The 17838-nt window shown below is 71.6% G+C and carries 18 protein-coding genes; 11 read left to right on the top strand and 7 right to left on the bottom strand.

What is annotated here, in order from left to right:
• The first annotated feature begins 20 nt into the window (after window positions 1–20).
• The 3 genes from WME95_RS38645 (at window position 21) to WME95_RS38635 (ending at window position 2012) form a co-directional block, all read left to right on the top strand.
• Window positions 21–569: a hypothetical protein gene (locus WME95_RS38645; protein ID WP_437904317.1), complete on the top strand. Its 549-nt coding sequence runs from the start codon at window positions 21–23 to the stop codon at window positions 567–569.
• Window positions 566–1501, top strand: coding sequence for an MBL fold metallo-hydrolase (locus tag WME95_RS38640; protein ID WP_437904316.1), 936 nt, complete (start codon window positions 566–568; stop codon window positions 1499–1501). The genes WME95_RS38645 and WME95_RS38640 overlap by 4 nt, the downstream gene beginning before the upstream one ends.
• A 406-nt stretch (window positions 1502–1907) precedes the next feature.
• A complete protein-coding gene (locus WME95_RS38635) occupies window positions 1908–2012 on the top strand; it encodes a DUF4215 domain-containing protein (protein ID WP_437904315.1) in 105 nt (34 codons plus the stop codon).
• Between the two features lie 45 nt (window positions 2013–2057).
• Here WME95_RS38635 and WME95_RS38630 read toward each other — a convergent pair whose 3' ends face one another.
• From WME95_RS38630 to WME95_RS38615, 4 genes are all read right to left on the bottom strand, one after another.
• On the bottom strand, window positions 2058–2987 hold the full coding sequence (locus WME95_RS38630) for a hypothetical protein (RefSeq protein ID WP_437904313.1): 930 nt from the start codon (window positions 2985–2987) through the stop codon (window positions 2058–2060).
• 133 nt (window positions 2988–3120) lie between these two features.
• Window positions 3121–3579, bottom strand: a complete 459-nt coding sequence (locus WME95_RS38625) for a hypothetical protein (RefSeq protein ID WP_437904312.1) — start codon at window positions 3577–3579, stop codon at window positions 3121–3123.
• A complete protein-coding gene (locus WME95_RS38620; protein WP_437904311.1) occupies window positions 3576–4313 on the bottom strand; it encodes a hypothetical protein in 738 nt (245 codons plus the stop codon). Before WME95_RS38620 ends, WME95_RS38625 begins: the two co-directional genes overlap by 4 nt.
• Entirely contained in the window at window positions 4310–6919 is a 2610-nt protein-coding gene (locus WME95_RS38615) for a TonB family protein (protein WP_437904310.1), read from the bottom strand. Before WME95_RS38615 ends, WME95_RS38620 begins: the two co-directional genes overlap by 4 nt.
• Before the next feature lie 186 nt (window positions 6920–7105).
• Between WME95_RS38615 and WME95_RS38610 the strand changes: the two genes are divergently transcribed.
• The 8 genes from WME95_RS38610 to WME95_RS38575 all read left to right on the top strand — a co-directional run bounded on the left by WME95_RS38610 (window position 7106) and on the right by WME95_RS38575 (window position 13908).
• Entirely contained in the window at window positions 7106–7522 is a 417-nt protein-coding gene (locus WME95_RS38610; RefSeq protein WP_044966617.1) for a hypothetical protein, read from the top strand.
• 338 nt (window positions 7523–7860) lie between these two features.
• Window positions 7861–8631, top strand: coding sequence for a hypothetical protein (locus WME95_RS38605; RefSeq protein WP_437904309.1), 771 nt, complete (start codon window positions 7861–7863; stop codon window positions 8629–8631).
• A 95-nt stretch (window positions 8632–8726) separates the two neighbouring features.
• On the top strand, window positions 8727–9212 hold the full coding sequence (locus WME95_RS38600) for a hypothetical protein (protein WP_437904308.1): 486 nt from the start codon (window positions 8727–8729) through the stop codon (window positions 9210–9212).
• A gap of 143 nt (window positions 9213–9355) precedes the next feature.
• Window positions 9356–10165, top strand: a complete 810-nt coding sequence (locus tag WME95_RS38595; RefSeq protein WP_012239668.1) for a ParA family protein — start codon at window positions 9356–9358, stop codon at window positions 10163–10165.
• The gene (locus WME95_RS38590; RefSeq protein ID WP_437904307.1) at window positions 10140–10973 is read left to right on the top strand and encodes a hypothetical protein; all 834 of its coding nucleotides are present in this window, start codon (window positions 10140–10142) and stop codon (window positions 10971–10973) included. Before WME95_RS38595 ends, WME95_RS38590 begins: the two co-directional genes overlap by 26 nt.
• Window positions 10970–11887, top strand: a complete 918-nt coding sequence (locus WME95_RS38585; RefSeq protein WP_437904306.1) for a hypothetical protein — start codon at window positions 10970–10972, stop codon at window positions 11885–11887. The genes WME95_RS38590 and WME95_RS38585 overlap by 4 nt, the downstream gene beginning before the upstream one ends.
• Window positions 11884–13191 (top strand): hypothetical protein, encoded by a 1308-nt coding sequence (locus WME95_RS38580; RefSeq protein ID WP_437904305.1) that lies wholly within the window; start codon window positions 11884–11886, stop codon window positions 13189–13191. Before WME95_RS38585 ends, WME95_RS38580 begins: the two co-directional genes overlap by 4 nt.
• Window positions 13192–13302: 111 nt before the next feature.
• Entirely contained in the window at window positions 13303–13908 is a 606-nt protein-coding gene (locus WME95_RS38575; protein WP_437904304.1) for an HAD family hydrolase, read from the top strand.
• A 57-nt stretch (window positions 13909–13965) separates the two neighbouring features.
• On the opposite strand, the gene WME95_RS38570 is transcribed toward WME95_RS38575, so the two are convergent.
• The 3 genes from WME95_RS38570 to WME95_RS38560 all read right to left on the bottom strand — a co-directional run bounded on the left by WME95_RS38570 (window position 13966) and on the right by WME95_RS38560 (window position 17752).
• Entirely contained in the window at window positions 13966–15360 is a 1395-nt protein-coding gene (locus WME95_RS38570; RefSeq protein WP_437904303.1) for an MFS transporter, read from the bottom strand.
• A gap of 323 nt (window positions 15361–15683) precedes the next feature.
• A complete protein-coding gene (locus WME95_RS38565) occupies window positions 15684–17489 on the bottom strand; it encodes a fatty acyl-AMP ligase (RefSeq protein WP_437904302.1) in 1806 nt (601 codons plus the stop codon).
• Window positions 17486–17752 carry an acyl carrier protein gene (locus tag WME95_RS38560; protein WP_012239660.1) on the bottom strand — a complete coding sequence of 89 codons (267 nt, stop codon included), beginning with the start codon at window positions 17750–17752 and terminating at the stop codon, window positions 17486–17488. The genes WME95_RS38565 and WME95_RS38560 overlap by 4 nt, the downstream gene beginning before the upstream one ends.
• Window positions 17753–17838: the final 86 nt, after the last annotated feature.

Here is a 17838-nt window from a genome sequence, read left to right as displayed (position 1 = left end):
TCGCGATCGCAGCGGCATTTGTGATCGCCTCGATCTTGAATCCTCAAGCGGCCGGCGCGGTCGAGACGCCATCGGCGCAGCCGTCTTCCCCGCGCGTCCTTCCAGCTTCCGAGATTCTGTGGCCGCTGCTGCAATTGGTGCCCAGTCCTGAGATCACTTTCGGCGACGGGAGAGTGTCCGGAGGCCTTCGGTGGGAGCTCAGTCCATTTCTCTACTCCTTCGGGCTTCGCGAGCCGAGGACGCGCGTTCGCGCATTCTTCGTCCCGCCTTCGGCTCGGTTCACGGGCTCACTCGAGCTCGTGGGATCGGCCGAATACGCACCCGGGCCGCCTGAAACCAGCGACTGGGTCGGCCGACTGGGCGTGCGCGTCAACGTGCCGCTCGTCGAGCGAGGCGAGGCGCTGGCCTTGTCCGTGGGCACCGCGGCATTTCTGAGCGATGGCCACGTACGCCCGTCGTTCGACGTGGCCTTGTTGACGTTGTTCGGAACGTGCGGAGTGCGCGCCACGTTCTCGCCGGAGCTGGCGGGACGCCAGGTGATCGTGACCCTCGCGCTGAGGTTCTTTTGAAGTCGCTGCACGCCCTGCCGGCCGTCCTCCTGCTTGGTTGCGGCTTTCCTTTTACGTCGACAGCCCGAAACCTCTCGGCGTTGACGGCCACCTCATCGCCAGCGCCCGTGCGCTCGTTGCCCGAAACATCGGCGGCGGGCGTTTCCGTGCTCTGGGTGGGCCATGCGACCGTCCTCATACGAATGGGCGAGCGCTATGTTCTCACCGATCCGGTATTCTCACACACCGTCGGGATGCTCTCTCCGCGCCTCGTCGAGCCGGGCATGCCAGTGAATGAAGTCCCGAAGCTAACGGCGACCCTTGTTTCGCACCCGCACTTCGACCACCTCTCGTTTTCGTCGCTCGACGCGCTCGGCGAGCGGACGGGCACCCTTCTTGTGCCTCCTGGGATCCTGGACTACCTGCCGAGGTTTCCTTTTCAGGAGCGTGGCCTCGGCACCTGGTCATCCATCGTCCTCGATGCAGTGAAGATCACGGCGGTACCCTTGCTGCATCCGGGCGGGCGATACGGTCTTGACGAATCCTCGTGCGACGACTGCGCGACGGGATTCGTGCTCGAACACAACGGATGGACGATCTACTTCGGCGGCGATACTGCTTACTCCCCGACCCACTTCGAGGAGACACACCGGAGGTTCCCTCGAATCGACCTCGCGATCCTCCCCATCTGCCCCATCGCTCCTCGCGATTTCATGCGCAAGACGCACATGGATCCGGGCGAAGCGCTTCGCGCCTACCGAATCCTTGGCGCCAGGTGGATGATGCCGATCCACTTCGACACCTTCATCAACTCCGACGACGTCAAGGGCGACTGCTTGAACGAGCTTCACGCGAGCATGGACCAGCTGGGCATCTCCTCGGACGCAGTCGTCGAGCTGAAGATCGGAGAGCGGCGCGTTCTTCTGGAGCGGATCGTACCTCGCGACAAGTAGCCTGGAATTCTCTGCGCCCGTCGACTTCGCGTGGGTGCACATGGCGCTGCGCCGGCCCGGCGTGACGCGGCAGCTGCTGTGGACCGAGTACGCGGAGCGGAGCGGCGTGATCTGCTCGAGGTGGAGGAGGCGATCACGCTGCCGTCGGCGGTCGACCTCTGGGGCGGACGTCTCTGCGATGACGGCGATGATTGGTCGTATGAGGGGCGGATGCATCCGCGAACGACGGCAAGTCGTCGATCGCGATGATCTTGAGCGAAGGGACCAAGGCGAACGTGGTGTCGAGCAAGGTCATCGCGGGCGAAGGCAGGGAGGGTGAGCCGGGCAATGATGCGCCGAGCTTCCGCGCGAACGCCGGCGTGGTGGGGAACGACGGCGCGGACGCGCAGCGGGGAGCGCGGGCGCGGTGTGCGGAGACGGCGTGGTGGAGCCGCCGCGGGAGCAATGCGACGACGGCAACACGGCTGACGGCGACGGGTGTACGAGCGATTGTCAGATCGGCCCGGCATAGCGCCGTGAGCCTCGTGGGGCGGCGCGGCCCGCCGCTTTCAGCCGATCACGGCAGCACCTTGCGCGTCGGGCACTCGCCGTCACCCTGGAAATCGCCGAGCGTACGCGCCTGCGCGACGACGTAGTCGTACGCCGTCTCGATCGGGTCCCCGGGCACGGTGATGTTGTACTCGTCGCCGAACACGTCGGTGGCGCTCACCTGCTTGAGCTCCTCGATCGTCGTCTCGCCGTCTCCGTCGAGGTCGCAGTCGGCGACGTACTGCGCGTAGCGCTTCGTCAGCTCCACGCCGGTGGTGATGTTGTCGAAGAACCAGTGATCGCCGTGGATGGTCGGCTTCACGGCGACCGTGCCGCTGGTCGGCACGCCGAAGCCCGTTATCCCGTCCTCGGTCGCGCAGTCGTCGAACGACGTCCCGGCCGAGAAACCCCAGCGGAAGCGCACCTCCTCCGCGGGGACACACGTGTCCCCGGGCGGCGGGCACGACTCGCCGCCCGCCTTCTCGATGACGCCCTCGAAGAACACCGAATAGCCGTTCTCCACCATCAGGGCCACGTCGTCCTCCTTGGTCGGAGGCAACGTCTTCACCCCCTCACGCGCGTTCGGGAGGTCGAAGCCGAAGTGGTTCCAGCGCACCGCGCTCACGTCCTGGAACTCCGCGATCACGTACCGCGTGGCCGGGGCGTTCTTGAGGTCGAGGACGAACACCGAGGGGTCGACGAGCGTCTCGCCCGCGTCCGTGCGCCCCGCGCGCACGTTGCCCACCGTCACGAGGAACTGCGTGTACGTGACCTTCCAGCCGTCGGCGATGTTCTCCTCTCCCGTGCCCGGCTCGAGGCCCTCCGGGATCGTGTCCTCCGGCTCCACGAACACCTGCACCGTGCCGGTCTCCGACGTCGCGCCGTCGTCGCCGCACCCGGCGACGAGCGCGAGCGCGCAGGCCGCCACCACGAACCCTGTTTCTCTCATTCTCTGCATGATCGAGCTCCTGAATCGTCCAGAATCCGCCGTGATCCGACCGAGCGCGCACGGGCGCGCCCGGCGAGCACAGGCCCGCGCTGCGTCGCGCGCCCCGCGCCCGCGTCGTCTCTTGTGATGAGGCCGAGGGGGATCAGGCCGCGGGCGGGGAGCTCTTCGGCGCCAGGATCAGCAGCGGGATGGGCCGGACCTCGGACGAGGACCGGAGCGAGGCCGGACAGAGCACCTCGAGCAGCGTGGCCTCGGCCACGGGGTGCACGGGCGCGCCGAGCTGGCCGCGCAGGGTGAGCACATCGCAGTGGTCGTCGTCGAGGTGGCCCTCCGCGGCACGCTCGGCGACCTCCGCTCCGGGCGAACGGCGCTCGGCGACCTCCGCTCCGGGCGGGCGGCGCGCGGCCTCGTGCAGCGCGGCGGCGGCGGCGACGTGCACGAGCTCGCCGTGCTCGCAGCGCGCGTGGCGGACGAGCAGCGCGTGCGAGAGGCCGCACAGCTGCGCGAGCAACGCGAGCACCACGAGCCAGCGGGCGCCCCAGCCGGCGCGGGGGAGCGCCCGCGCCGGGCCGGCGGCGCCGCCGCCGCGACGGCGCCTCATGGCGCGACCGCCGCGTCGATCCAGCGGAGCTCCGGCAGGCGCTGCGCGGTCATGGCCTTGACCAGCACGTTGTGCGCCTGCGAGCCCGGCGCGATCGCGACCTCGGCCGCGCCGCCCGCGGCCAGCTCGTCGAAGTCGACGCGCGCGATCCACGTGGCCACGTCGAAGCGGACCACCAGGCGGACCGGCTCGGCGCCGACGCGCGCGTCGAGCCCGATGCTCGGCACGGCGTTCTGCCCCGGGTTCTGTGGGACGGCGTCGACCTCGGCCACGAAGTCGAGCACCTGCGCGCCCCGCGTCGCGCGCCCGCGCAGGCGAGCGGAGTGGCCGCCGGGGGCCTCGGGCGCCGGCGTGGGCGACGCCTCGGTCAGGAACCAGTGGACGCCGTAATCGAACGACGCGCTCTGGATCCGCCCCTCGAACCCGTGGACCCGGCCGAGCGGCTGGGGGGCGGGATCGAGCAGGTCGACGCGCGCGATCGAGATCATCTCGGCGACGGCGGCGTCGCAGAGCGTCGCCGCACCGCCGGACGCGGAGCAAAAGTACACAGGCCCGAAGGCGACCGTCGCCTCCTCGAGCTCGACCGTCCACGCGCGCGCGGCGATCGCGCCGGGAGGCGCGGCCTCGGCGATCGCGTCGTAGGAGACCTCGGGCTGGCTCGTGTCGGCGCAGCCGATCGCGGGCGCCGCGAGGAGCAGGAGGAGGGCGCTCGGCGCTGCCAGGCGGTCGTTCATAGGGAGAGCGTCACGTTGCCGAGGATCGTCAGCGGCGGCCCGGCGCTGATGTGCCGCGCCGGCAGCCGCGACGGGACCGGCGTGGTCGGCCAGCTGGAGACGAACGAGTACTCGGCGTCGGCGTACTCGGCGTCGAGCAGGTTCTGCGCCTCGACCCCGACCTCGATCCAGGGCCGGGACGGCGCGTCGCCGCCCCCCGCGCCAAGGCGCCGCCGGAAGGCGAGGGACGCGTCCATCACGAAGACCGGCGCGGCGCGCTGCGCCCTCGGCAGCGGCTGCGGCGAGAGGAACGTCGCGCCGTAGCCGAGCCGCCCCTCGACGGGCGCGCCGGCGATCGCGACGAGCTCCCGCCGGAGCGAGAGGTCCGCGCGCACCACCACGGGCGGCACGAACGGCAGCGGCTCCCCCGGGACGTACGACGGGCTCGGGTCCTCGGGCGTCGGCGCGGGCGGCGCGTCCTTCGTGGCGTGGGTGAACGTCGCGCTGACGGTCGAGACCAGCAGGGGGCTCGGCGCCGCCTGAACGTACAGGACGACCCCGCGGCGGGTCGTCGGCCCGATGAGGCGCATCCTCCCGCCCTCGGTCGGGTCGGCCTCGACGTCCTCGGAGAGGCGCGTCTCGTAAGCGGCCGCGGTCGCGCTGAGGCCCCCGCCGGGGCGCCACGTCGCGCCGACCTCGTAGCTCCTCACGGCCGTGAACGGCGCGTTCTCCCCGTCCTCGAGCCACAGCGCCTGCGGCGAGCGGTAGCCGTGGCCGTAGGACGCGGAGAGGCGCAGCCGGGGCAGCGGATCGACCTCCAGCGTCGCCCGCGGGCCGAAGGCCACGCCCGCCGCCGTGCGCCGGAACCCCACGATGTGCGTCTCCTTCTGGGCCGCCGGGATGAAGTTGCCGAGGCGGTCGTCCACGTCGAACACGAGCAGATCGGCGCGGAGGCCGCCGCGCAGGCGCGCCCAGCGCGCCGGCTCGAGCAGCACGTCGCCGTGCACGCCGATCCCGGTCAGCTGGATCGAGGCGTCGATGCGCCGATCCCACGTCTCGTTCTGGGGTTGGTGGACGAGGTTCTGCGCCTGATCGATCCAGTCGGTCTGCACCTCGGCGCCGAGCGCGGCCTGGCCTGTGAGCCAGGAGGTGACCGGGGCCTCGGGCGTGCTGTAGGTGAAGCCCCCGCCGAGCGCGGCGTCGTGGTTCGACTGCTCGAAGAGGTCGCCGCGGCCGGTCCACGCGGGGCGCTCGCGCGAGCGCTGCATGAAGCCGGTGAAGTTCATCCGGCTCCGGTACCCGGACGCCATCGTCCAGAGCCACGCGCTCTTCCGGGAGCCGTCGTCGTCCGCCCGCTCGACGAGGAGCGCGAGCTGGAGCCGGGTCGCCGCGGCCGACTGCGAGCGCGCCGAGACGTCGGGGTAGGCGTCGTGGAAGTCGACGCGCCCCGCCTCGATGTCGTCCCGCCGGAGCACGCCCGCGAGGTTCGCGCGGGCGCCGTGCGCCGCCACGTGGAGCAGCGCCGAGTACTCGTCCGGCAGCGGCACGCGGTACTGGCCGACCGCGCCGCCCGAGACCGCCCCGCGCGTGCCGTCGCCGAAGCCGTCGGTCGCGCGCACCACGGCGGCCCCGAACGTGTCCTCGGACTGCGTCTCGGGCGCCCAGATCGCGAGCAGCCGCCGGGTGCCGAACGAGCCGAGCGTGCCCTTCAGCAGGAGCCCGCGCTCCTCGACGCCGAGGTCGAAGTACGCGCTGCCCGCGATCGCGAAGTCGCCCTGCTGCGGATCGTAGACGCCCTCGACGACGCGCAGCGACCGCACCACCTCCGGGATGATCACGCCGAGGTCGGCGTAGCCCTGGCCGTGCACGTGCGAGCGCTGGTTCAGCGGGATCGGCCCGACCCGGAGCTCGATGTCCTGGCCGTGCTCGGCCTCGAAGCCGCGCAGGAAGATGCGCTGCGCGACCGCGTCTCCCTCGGGGTGCGCGATGTGGACGCCGGGCGCGGTGCGGAGCAGGTCGGCGGCGGTCGCGTGGGGCGCGGCGGACAGCGCCGCGCGGCCGATCCGGAAGTCGCTCGACGCGCGCCGCGGCGGGTTCGGCCGGCCCTGCACGTGGATCTCGATCGGCTTGCCGGGCTCCGCGACGGCGTGGGGGCCGGCGACGCCGCCGGCGAACTCCTCCACCGGCGCCGGCGGGGCCTTCGGCGGCGGCGCCGGCGCGGACGCGGGCGGCGCGGGCTCGGCCGGCGCGGGCGCGGGCTCCTGCTCGTGGGGGCCGGGCGCGAAGTGGAACGGCACGCGGATCCGCGCCCGCAGCGGCGCGCCGCCGCGCATGGCCGGCGAGAAACGCCACCGCCGCACGGCCTTCATGGCCGCGTCATCGAACGCCGCGCCTCCGGACTCGGCCACGACCGCGTCGCTGACCGTGCCGTCCTTCTCGACCGTGACGAACAGCGTGACCGTCGTGTCGATGCCCTCCGCGAGCCGCTCGGGCGGGTACTCCGGATCCACGTGCTCGAGGATCTGCGGCGCCACGGGCGCTTCGGGCCGCGCCTCAGGCTGCCCGAGCGCCAGAGGCGCGGCGAGGGCGACCGCCGAGAGGCAGCAGAGGAAGGACGGCCAGCGCATGAGCAACCGAGCTCAACGCGACTACCACGCCGCACAGCGGCGCCGCAAGCGCCGCACCGCCGCGCGGCGCGCGCAGACGACGGCGACGGAAGCGCGCGACGTCCGCGCGCGCGGCTTTCCGGCGACAAGTCGCGCCGGTGCAGCGGCGGTCTCGCCGCGGGGCGCGGGGCCGTGTATCGTCTCGTCATGCCGAATGAGACGCTCGTCCAGGCGGTCAAGACCATCGTCGCCCTCGCGCGCGGTGGCGACCTCGACGCGGCCTACAAGGGATACCGCGACCTCTTCCAGAAGCCGGAGTTCCTCAAGCAGCGCCCCGAGGATCAGCGCCAGGTGCTGCGGCTCATGATCCTCGCCAAGGGCGTCCCGTCGACGCCGACCGAGGCGATGATCGACGCCCACCGCGCCGCGGTCCCCGCGCTGACCGAGCTCGTGTCGATCCACGGAGATCCCGGCGACCACGAGCTCCTCGGGCTCTGCCACGTCGTGCTCGGCAACGTCGAGAGCGCCGACAAGATCTTCCGCGCCGGCCTCAAGATCGAGCGCGAGCGCAACCCGCAGAGCGATCTGTGCGGCACGCTGATGAAGCGGATCTCGCTGCTCTAGCTCCGTACGTCCGGTTCAGCGCGTCCGATCGAGGGGGCGCCGTGCTCGCGTGCCTTGAGGCGCCTCGCCTTGCGGCGGGGCGCCTGCAGCAGCCTGGATCCACGCCGAGCGCGGAGCCTGCACGGTAGCGCGGGCGACGGCGGCGGGGCGCTCCCCTGGGGGGATCGCAGGCCGTCCGCCGTGACATGTCACGCGTGCGTGACGCTCACCGCGCCGCTCCCCGTGCTCACGCCGCGCGAGATCCTCGCTTCGTGGCGTGGGACGTTCGCGTCCGGATCGTGGCTTTGCCGCCGCCGTCTCCTTCGGCAATGGCCTCGCGGAGCGGTTAGGGTGACCTCATGAACAACGGGTGGACGGCGGCGGGTATGGTGTTCTATGGCTGTTTGGCCGGCTGCGGTGGTGCTGAAACGTCACCGGGAGACTGGAAGCAGGTGCTTGCGTCGCTCGATGGCGAGCCGGCGACCTTCTCCTTCTCCTACAGGGCCGATCCGCCGGATGGAGCGATCGTGCGCGCTGCCGTTCATCAGGGGGGGATCGACGCGCCGTGCAGCTTGTACTCCGGATCGGAGACCACCAACGGGGACTTCTGGTATCTATCCGTCACGGCGAACAGCGCGCGCTCCGGCGCCTTCGACATCGTCCCGCAGATGAGCGGAGGGGACGGCATGCCTGAGCACAGGGACAGCGCGCTCGTGCGCTTGATCGACGTGCGCGGCTGGGAGAAGAGGCGGGTCTACACGGCGCTCTCGGGGACGGTCACGCTGGCGGACGTCCCGCTGGACCTGGAGGAATGGGCGGAGGGGCGGCCGATGGTGATGGACATATCCGCCTCGTTCCCGGACCAGCCCATGCAGAGCCTCGGCTGCTCCGGGGGAGGGAGCGGTGACGGGAGCATGTCTGTCCATCGATGCGAGTGCGGCAGGGAAGACGGCACGACGGTCACCTGCACGCCGGATATGCCAGGACAGGACTGCTGCCTGCGCGACGCCGCTTCGGGCGCGGGAGCGCAGGTCCGGTTGAACGCGGTGGCCCAGCAATGCCCGGACATGTGCAGCTTCACTGATCCGGGGCTGGCCAGGCACTGCCGGGCGCTGAAGGATGGGAACTGAGAGTCGGGGGAGCGTGATGCCTTGGCGGACTGTCTTCGCTTGCTCCGGGTCGCCCGTACCGCCAAGCGCTCAAGAAGACCCTAACCACGCGTCAGGTGAGCATGAAAATTGGGTGGAGTGCCCTTGCTTGTATCTGGGTCGTCGGTTGCGGCGCGGGGCCGTCGGACGGAGACGGTTCCGCGGGAGGGTCGAGCAGCTGCAATGGCGGATGTGAGCGCGACCTCTGGCCGAGGCTCATCCTCGGGATCAGCGGCTCGACGCCAGAGGCGGAGCTCGACGTGGTCGTCCTGGCGGAGGGAGACCGCTCGGGAGAACGCGAAGCCCACCGGGGAGGGTGCCCGACGTCGCTCCCGGCACGGTATCTCTGCTCGTACGGCATCCTGTCGAGCCCGAACGACAGCACGATGACGCTGACCCTGACCCTGAAGGGCAGCGGGGCCTCGGAGGAGGTCGTGATCGACCTCGCGGAGTATAACTACTGTGGTCGACAGATCAGCTATCTGCTGGTCGAGCATGACGGAGCTTCGCTGATAGCCGGTGAGCCGACGCTGATCTCCCCCTGTCAATCGATCCCCGAGTGAGCGCGCGGACCGACCAGCGCCGCCCCCCGCGGGCGTGGCCGGCCCCGCCCGTGCCACGACCCGGAGTCGAGACTGGTTTCGGGCGGCTTCCGTCCTGTTAGGATGCCCCCTGGGCGCCATCGCTGCGCGCCGTCAGGGAGTCCATGCACGTCATCGCGGTCGCGAGCCAGAAGGGCGGCGTCGGAAAGACCACGATTTCCCTCAACCTCGGGCTCGCCCTCGGGCGCGCGGGCAACCGCGCGTTGATCCTGGAGCTCGACGCGCAGGGGAGCCTCGGGCTGTCGCTGGGCCTCGCCGATCGCGCGCGGCCGGGCGTCGCGGAGCTGCTCACGGGCGCCGAGCGGCTCGAGTCGGTGCTGCTCCGGACGCGCGAGCCGGAGCTCCAGGTGCTCACCGTCGGCCGGGTCGATCCCACGACCGTCGCGGGCTTCGAGGACGCGCTCGCCCGCGGGCCCGTGCTCCCGAGCGTGCTCGCGCGGCTCTCGCCGGACTTCGACATTGTCGTCGTCGATTGCCCCGCGGGGCTCGGCAAGGTCACGACGCGGGCGCTCGAGGTGGCGACCCACGCGCTCCTGCCGCTCCAGGCCGAGCCGCTCGCGCTCCGCTCGATCGGCCAGCTGCTCGCGGTGATCGATCGCGTCCGCGCCGAGAAGAACCCGCAGCTGTCGCTGCTCGGCATGGTGCTGTCGATGTTCGACCGGCAGGCGTCCGCGTCGCTCGACGTCGCCGAGACGCTCTGGACGAAGTTCCCCGACGGGATCATCCTCGACACGGTCATCCCGCGCGACGAGGCGTTCCTCGAGGCGTCTCTCCGCGGGGCGCCGCTCCTGCTCATGCAGAAGCGCCCTCCGCCGCTCGCGCGCGTCTTCGATCAGCTCGCGAACGACGTGCTGGTTCGCCTGGACCCCACCTCGCCGGACGATGACGATGGCCCGATCTCGCTCCTCCTTTGATGTCGACGGCGCCGTCGTCACCGCGGCGGCGCTGGTCAAGCGGTCGAAGTCGCGGAGGCCTCGGGCGGCGTCGGTCGCGCCCGCGGCCGAGCCGCTCGTGTCGTTCGAGTCCCGGCCGCCGTCCTCGCGGGCGGAGCCGGAGCCGATGTCCTCGTCGCCGCTCTCGCCGTCGTTCGAGGAGCTCGCGCCCTCGAGCGATCTCCTGCCCCTGTCGAGCGCGGGCGTGGGCGGCGAGCTCGGGCTGCGGGGCGCGCTGCCCTCGTCGGCCGACGACGTCGACTCGCGGCGCGGCTCGCCGCTCGACCTGCGGCCCCTGGGCTCGCCGCCCTCGTTCGCGGCGGCGCGCGAGCCCCTCGAGGAGCGGCTCGACGGCGCCATCGAGGCGCTCTCGGCGGGCCGGGCGCCGCGCTTCCCGGACCTCGCCGCGGCGGGCGGGCCGGTCGCCCGCTGCGAGCGGGTGCTCGAGTGGATCGCCGAGGCGACGGGCGCGACGGACGTGTTCCTCGCGGACGCGGCCGGGCTCCCGTTCGCCGGCGCGATCCGCGACACGGAGGCGAGGCTCGCCGCCTCGGGCCTCATCGCGTCGGCGATCGGCTCGCTCGTCGCGGCGCTGCCCGGCGCCCCGTCGCAGCGCTTCGAGCTCTGCGTCGGCGACGGGCCGTTCTTCCAGCTCATCGGGTTCCAGGTGCGCTCCGCCGCGTACATCGTCGGCCTGATGCGCCCGGGCCCGCTCACGCCGCGCGAGGCGCACGCCGTCCGGATCGCGTGCCGTCACGCGATCGACGCCGCGGTCGGGGTCGTCGGTTGAGCGCGGAGCACGGCGAGCCCTCGTTCGGTCGTGACGTCGAGGCCGGCGCGGGCGCGCTGGACGACGACGACCCGCTCGCGCCGATCGCGCTCGACGGCATCGGCTACGGCGTCGGCGGCCTCGACGCCATCGTCGTGTTCCACCTCGGCGACGCGCGCGTCCACGCCGTGTTCGTCCGCGAGGGCGCGGCCCTGTCTCCGAGCGACGTGGCCGCGGGGCTGCGCGACGCGTACCTCGGGAGCCAGCTCGCCGCGCAGCGGCTCGTCCCGGAGCGGGAGGGCTCGATCCGCCCCGCCCGCAGCCGCGGCGCGCGGTCGTCGAGCAAGCCGCCGCGCTCGCAGGGCCGCGCCGAGGAGCTCCCGGACCCCGTGGTCACGCTGGAGCTGAGCGGCCGGACCGTCCTGCTGCGCCGCGTCCGCGCGTGCGTCGTCGCGAGCCTGTTCGACGGCACGATGCCGCTCGGCATGGCGCGGCTCGTGGCGCAGCGGCTCGCCGCGACGCTCGCGCCCGAGCTGCCGCTCGAGGAGCCGCCCGAGGAGATGCTGAGCGACCCGTCGGGGCTCTTCGAGGAGCCGCTCAGCGCGGACACGGTGGACGATCTCGTGCGGGGCGTCGCGCGCTCGGCGCCGCCGAGGGGCTCGTCCAGCATCCCGTCGCGCCGGACCAGCGGGACGCCGCCGCCCGTCGATCCGCCGTCGGCCGAGGTCACGCGGATCCAGCGGCTGCTCGCGCTGCTCGAGGCGCGCGCGCCCGAGCCTCACGTGGCGCGGCTCCGGCTCGCCCTGCGCGCCGGGCTGACGCCGCTCGCGCTCGAGCACCCCGACGGGCTCGGCGCGGAGGCGATGGTGCTCGTCGAGACGGCGGTCGCGGACATCCTCGGCCTGGAGCGCGCCGCGCTGCGGAGGCTCCTGTGACGGCGCTCCGGCACGGCCTGCGGGGCCGCATCGACGGCCCGCTCGGCGATCTGGTCGGCCCGATCGTCCCCCACGGGCTGCTCCACGTGGCCGATCAGCTGGTGATCGCGCACTCCCACCACTTCGCGCTCTTCCTGGAGCAGACGATCTTCGACGCGCTCGGCGGGGAGAGCCGCGGCGTGCGCCGGCAGGCGGCGTTCGAGGCGGCGCACGCGCTGCTCGGGCCGCTGTACGAGGACCGCCACGGGGCGTCGCCGCGGGAGAAGCTCGAGCTCGCGGGCGAGCTGTTCGCCGCGATGGGGCAGGGGCGTCTGCGGTTCGAGGTGAGCGCGGAGGGCGGCGCGGTGCACGCGGACTCGCTCTTCCACGGGACGAGCTTCCTCGCGAAGTACGGCGGTCGGATCCAGAACCGGCTGGCGGTGGACGCGTTCGCCTCCGGCTACTGCGCGGCCGCGGCGAGCCTCGCGTTCCCGTCCGACTGGGGGCGGCTCGACGCCGACGAGGTGACGTGCGTCGCGCGGGGCGACGCGGCCTGCACCTTCCTGCTGACGCGGCGGTCGGAGCGGCCGCGCTTCGGCGAGGCGCTGACGCGCAAGCAGATCGAGGCGGCGCGGGTGCGCTGGGAGCCCGAGGGCGGGCCTCTCTCGCGGGCGCAGCGCGTCGAGGGCGCGATGCTCGAGGAGATCGGGGCGCTGCGGTCCGACGAGCGCGGGCTCATCTCGGCGTACGGGGTGAACGTGGCGCTCTTGCCGGTGGGGTACATCGATCAGAAGACGTTCGACACGGTGCACCTCATCGAGCGGCGGTCTCCCGAGCTGGTCCCTGTGTTCGAGGCGCTCGTGCGGGAGGCGGCGCAGACGGGCGCGTTCCACCTGCTCGGGGGGATGCTCTCGTCCTCGTCGTTCGAGGCGGCGTGCGGCCCGGTGGGCAGGGACCAGCACGAGCGCCTGGAGCAGCTGCTCGGGCTCGCCCGCGCGCTCGGCTGGGGGGCGCTCTCCGCGCCGGAGTTCCAGCCGGGCCGGGCGCTCGTTCTGCGGGCGCCGATCACGCACGAGAGCGCGTATTACGCCATGAAGCACGGGTCCACGGCGCGGGGGCGGCTCCTGTTCCAGCAGGGGACGGCGCTGGCCATCATGCAGCTCCTGCACCGCGTCGATTTCGGGACGGTGCGGCCGATCGATGCCGAGACCTACGGTGGGCTGTTCAAGATGGGGACGCGGTTCCGCGTGCAAGAGACGAAGTCGCCGCTCAGGGGGGATGGCGCGTGCGAGGTGCGGGTGGAGGCGGTCGAGGACAGGTGGTGACGTTCACGTTCGCCCGCGAGCAAAACGAAGCACAAGGTTCTGAACGGCGGACTCTCCGAGGTGGCCGGCGCACCAGCGGGAGGCCTGCCGATGTGCTACGAGGTGCGGCCCATGCCAGGACTCGTATTCCCCTCAGGCTCGTTTGCAGCTTATCTCTTTGATTGTGACGGGACGATCGCGGACTCCATGCCGCTCCATTACCAGGCCTGGCTCGAGGCGCTCGCCCCGCATGGGTGCGAGTTCTCCGGCGAAGATTTCTACGGCTGGGCGGGCATGCCGACCGACCGGATCGTCGAGCGCCTGAACGGGAAGTACGGGCTGCGGATGCCGGTGGCCGAGGTCTTCGCCGTGAAGGAAGCGGCGTACCACCGCCTGATACCGACGGTGCGAGGCGTGCCTGAGGTCGTGGCCGCGCTCCGCGACGCTCCTCCGGGCGTGAAGCGCGCCGTCGTCTCGGGGAGCCCACGGGCGTCGGTGGAACGGACGCTCGAGTTCCTGGGCCTCCGCGGGTACATCGACGAGGTCGTCGCGGCGGAGGATTACGCGCGGCCCAAGCCGGCGCCCGACCCGTTCCTCGAGGCGGCGAGGCGCCTGGGCGTCGAGCCCGCGCGGTGCCTGGTCTTCGAGGACGCCGCGCTGGGGATCCAGTCCGCGCAGGCGGCGGGCATGCCGTGGGTCTTCGTCGATCCCCGGGCGCTCGCGGCCGAGCGTGGGTGAGCGGGGCGGAGAGGGCCGGCGGGGGATACCTCGCCTGGCTCGCGTGGAGGCTGCGCGTCAGTGCGCCGCGCGCCGCTCGGGCCGCGCGTTCCACACCCGCGTCGCCAGCGCGAAGCCGACGAGCGCGACCGGGAGCATGGCCGCGGGCCATGGCATCCAGTTCCCAGGGTGCTTCGCCGCGTCGCCCGAGGGCAGGATGCTCGCGTAAAGGAACGACTGCGCCGCGGTGCCCAGGTAGACGAAGCCGTCGATGATGCCAGTCGCGACGCCGGCGTTCTTCCTCCCGCCGAAATCCATGCTCGCGGTCCCGGACAGCATGCCGTGGACGCCGATCACGCAGAGGGACATGAACACGACGGTCCACCCGGCGATGGGGAAGCTCAGCGTGAAGAGGACGACGACCGCGCCGAGCACGAGGCCCGCATACAGCACCGAGGCCACCGGGCCCCGGCGCGAGTCAAAGACATGATCGGAGATGAAGCCGGCGAACACGCCGCCCAGGATGCCGGCGATGCAGAGGAGCACGCCCCAGTGCGCCGACACGAAGCCCGCGAGCCCGGTCTTGTCGGCGAAGATGAGGTACCACTTCATGACGGCGTTGCGGAGGAAGCCGCTGCAGAACTCGATGGCGACGATGATCCAGATGACCCGCTGCGAGAACATGCGCCGTGCGACCGCGATCGCCCCCAGGCGCTCGCCGGTGTCGCCCGAGGACGCGTCGGCTGTGTCGAAGTCCCGGAACCCCGCCTGGCCCGGCGTGTCGCGGATGAGGAAGACGTCGAGCGCCAGAAAACCGAGCAGCAGCAGGGCGGGGACGTGGAACACCCACGGCATCGGCAGGTGCTTGGCGATGAATCGACTCCAGTCGTAGGCGAAGTAGAGCCCGAGCGAGATCAGGATACCAAAGACGCCGCCGAGCATCCCGCGCTCGCGGACGTGGAACCAGGGCGCGTTGACCTTGACGATGGATACGGCGCCGAAGCTCTGGAAGTACATGTTGGCGGAGAAGAGCACCGTCATCGTGGTGATGGCGGCGCCGTGGTCGAGCCGCCCTTCCTGGGCGAGGCGGACGGCCACGCCCAGCAGGACGTTCATGAGCGCGGATCCGCCCGCGGCGATCAGGATGGTGGCGCGCCCGCCCCAGCGGTCGGTGAGCGGCCCGTTCAGCAGGAAGGCGACCCCATAAACGGCCGAGCCCCAGCCGTCGATGTTCCCGAACTCGTGCTTGCTGACGAGGTGCAGCGCGTCGAGCTCCGGCGCGTTGGCGGAGAGGTTGTACCGCCCCATGTAGAGGAAGGCGTACGTGAGCCCGAGCGGAAACCAGTTGAAGAACCGCCGGCGCCGGAACTCCTCCGAGTGCCCGAGATCGATCTTCGGCAGCCGCCGCATGACGACCGCGATGGCCGCGAGCAGGAGCACGATCGGCAGCAGCTGATTGAGCCACACGGGCATGGACGCCCTTCGACGATAACGGCCGCCCGCACGAGCGGCCATGCCTTCGCGCTTCCCCCGCGCGCCCGCTCGCTCGAACTCCGTCCGTGAGGTCCCAGCGCATGCAGTGACGTGTCGCTGTCCTGAGAGCTGCCGGAGGGGGCAGGGAGCGCGTGCGGCGCGCGTGGGGACGGGCCGTGTCTAAGCATGGCCGGTGAATCGCCCCTCAAGGGCGGTTCACCGGCCATGCGAGTTCGGCGGGGCCCCGCGCGCGCCGCACGCGCTCCCTGCCCCCTCCGGCAGCCCCTGCAGTCTCCAGGGCCTCTTCCGAGGCCCCTCCAGGATCACCCCCCCCGCCCGCGGAAGATCGCGTGGCGGAAGAAGTTGATCTGGCTCTTGGCGAACTCCTTCGCCGCGTCCAGCCGGTCCCCTTCGCGCGACGAGCTGCGGATCAAGAGCTCCCCGTTCTCGTAGAGCTCCCGCGTCTTGCTCCGCTGGAGCTTCCCGCTCGAGGTCTTCGGCAGGATGCCCGATCCGACCGCCACCACGTCATCGACGGTGAGCCCCATGGCCTGCTGGACGACGCGGCGCACCTCGCCCTTCAGCGCCTGCTTCTCCTGCTCGTCCGACGCCGGGGTCTCGAAGACGATGACCACGCGCTCGCGGTCGTTGTGCGGCTTCATCGTCCCGAACGCGATCACGTTGCCCTTGCGGACCCCGGAGACGCGGCTCGCCTCCCACTCGAGATCCTGCGGGTAGTAGTTGCGCCCGTTGACGATGATGACCTCCTTCGAGCGCCCGCAGATATAGACCTTGCCCTCCGCGAGGTACCCGAGATCGCCGGTCCGCAGCCAGCCGCCCGCGAACGCCTCCTTCGTGAGATCCGGATCGTTGAAATAGCCGGGCATCACGCTCGGGCCCCGCAGCCGGAGCTCGCCGACCTCGCGATCGCCCAGCGGGCGGGCGCTCTCCGCGTCGTCCGACGCGAAGGCCGCGATCTCGTGCCCCTCGAACGCCGACCCGCACTGCACGAGCGACGAGGCGCCCTCGCTGTCGGCCGGGACGGGCGTCGCCTTGCCCTCCTTCCAGAGCGTCTCGCCGTCCACCGCGTCGATCTGCAACCCGGCCCCGAGCGCGCTGAACGACACCGCCAGCGTGCTCTCGGCCATCCCGTACGAGCAGACGAACGCCTTCTCGTCGAAGCCGACCGGCGCGAACTTCTCGGCGAACGCGCGCAGGTTGTCGGCCCGGATCGGCTCGGCGCCGCACCCGGCGACCCGCCACGTCGAGAGATCGAGCCCCGCCATCTCCTGCTCTCGGATCCGCTTCACGCAGAGCGCATAGGCGAAGTTCGGGCCGAACGACACGTTGCCCCGGTGGCGCGTGATCGTCTCCAGCCAGCGCACCGGGCGCTTCAGGAACAGGAGCGGCGGCAGGAACGTGATCGTGTTGACGTAGTAGAGCGGGGCGATCACGAAGCCGATGAGCCCCATGTCGTGGTAGAGCGGCAGCCACGACACGCCCGTGTCGACCGACCCGCGCACCGCCAGGCCGAGATCCACGATCGCCCGCACGTTCGCCGCCAGGTTCGCGTGCGTGAGCACCACGCCCTTCGGGCGCGACGTCGAGCCGCTCGTGAACTGGAGGAAGCACACGTCGTCGAGCTCGACCTTGACCGGCTTGAGCTCCTCGCGGGCGCCCCGGAGGCCCTCCACCGCCACGATCTGCTCGAGCCCCGGCGCCTGCGCCTGGATCGTGCCGAGCATCCGCTTGATCTCGGCGCTCGTGAGCAGCACCTTGGCGCCGCTCTTCGCGACGATGTGCAGCGTGTTCTCGAGGTAGCCGGTCAGCTTGCCGAGGCCGGTCGGCGGGTAGATGGGCACCGGGATGACGCCCGCGCGGATCGCGCCCAGGAAGGCGAAGATGAAATCGGCGTTGTCCGGCAGGATCAACGCGACGCGATCGCCCTTCTGGAGCCCGAGCGCCTGGAGCGCGCCGCCGAAGCGCGCGCTGGCCCGCTCGACGCCCCCGTGCGTGAAGAACGGCTCGTTCTCGCTGGACTCCTCGATGAAGCGATAGCCCGTCTTCGTGCTCGCCGCTGCGTCCTCGATCGCCTGCGCGACCGTCCGCGGTTTCCAAACAGCCGTCATCCCGAGAGCCTTCCTTCGTTCTTGAGCCGGAGCTCGATGGCCTTCACGACGTCGGCGACCGTGTCGACCTCGCGCAACATGTCGTCGGGGATCGAGAGGTCGAACTTATCCTCCATATCCGCGACGATCTCCATCACTCCCAGCGAGTCGAGGCTGAGGTCGGCGACGAGGTGGCTCGACTCCTCGATCTTTACCTCGCCGGCCGTGTGTCCTTCCAGGAGCTGGATGATCTCTGCCCGCAACGTCTCCCGTGTCCACGTCATCCTACGTTCCTACCCCAACTGCGGCGTGGCGAGGAGGGGCTTGCTCGGCCGCAAGGACGCGGGAATTCGGCGTCGCGCCCCCTGAC

It is taken from the genome of Sorangium sp. So ce327 (genome assembly GCF_051530205.1).
In the GTDB taxonomy this organism is placed as follows: Bacteria; Myxococcota_A; Polyangia; order Polyangiales; family Polyangiaceae; genus Sorangium; species Sorangium cellulosum_B.
The sequence above is the reverse complement of the archived record's forward strand: the minus strand, read 5'-3'. Positions and strand labels throughout refer to the sequence as shown.

Coding starts and splice junctions, on each gene's coding strand:
- WME95_RS38615 (WP_437904310.1), bottom strand. CDS start 6,919: ATGCGCTGGCCGTCCTTCCTCTGCTGCCTCTCGGCGGTCGCCCTCGCC.
- WME95_RS38560 (WP_012239660.1), bottom strand. CDS start 17,752: ATGACGTGGACACGGGAGACGTTGCGGGCAGAGATCATCCAGCTCCTG.
- WME95_RS38620 (WP_437904311.1), bottom strand. CDS start 4,313: ATGAACGACCGCCTGGCAGCGCCGAGCGCCCTCCTCCTGCTCCTCGCG.
- WME95_RS38595 (WP_012239668.1), top strand. CDS start 9,356: ATGCACGTCATCGCGGTCGCGAGCCAGAAGGGCGGCGTCGGAAAGACC.
- WME95_RS38575 (WP_437904304.1), top strand. CDS start 13,303: ATGCCAGGACTCGTATTCCCCTCAGGCTCGTTTGCAGCTTATCTCTTT.
- WME95_RS38570 (WP_437904303.1), bottom strand. CDS start 15,360: ATGCCCGTGTGGCTCAATCAGCTGCTGCCGATCGTGCTCCTGCTCGCG.
- WME95_RS38565 (WP_437904302.1), bottom strand. CDS start 17,489: ATGACGGCTGTTTGGAAACCGCGGACGGTCGCGCAGGCGATCGAGGAC.
- WME95_RS38605 (WP_437904309.1), top strand. CDS start 7,861: ATGAACAACGGGTGGACGGCGGCGGGTATGGTGTTCTATGGCTGTTTG.
- WME95_RS38590 (WP_437904307.1), top strand. CDS start 10,140: ATGGCCCGATCTCGCTCCTCCTTTGATGTCGACGGCGCCGTCGTCACC.
- WME95_RS38625 (WP_437904312.1), bottom strand. CDS start 3,579: ATGAGGCGCCGTCGCGGCGGCGGCGCCGCCGGCCCGGCGCGGGCGCTC.
- WME95_RS38630 (WP_437904313.1), bottom strand. CDS start 2,987: ATGCAGAGAATGAGAGAAACAGGGTTCGTGGTGGCGGCCTGCGCGCTC.
- WME95_RS38610 (WP_044966617.1), top strand. CDS start 7,106: ATGCCGAATGAGACGCTCGTCCAGGCGGTCAAGACCATCGTCGCCCTC.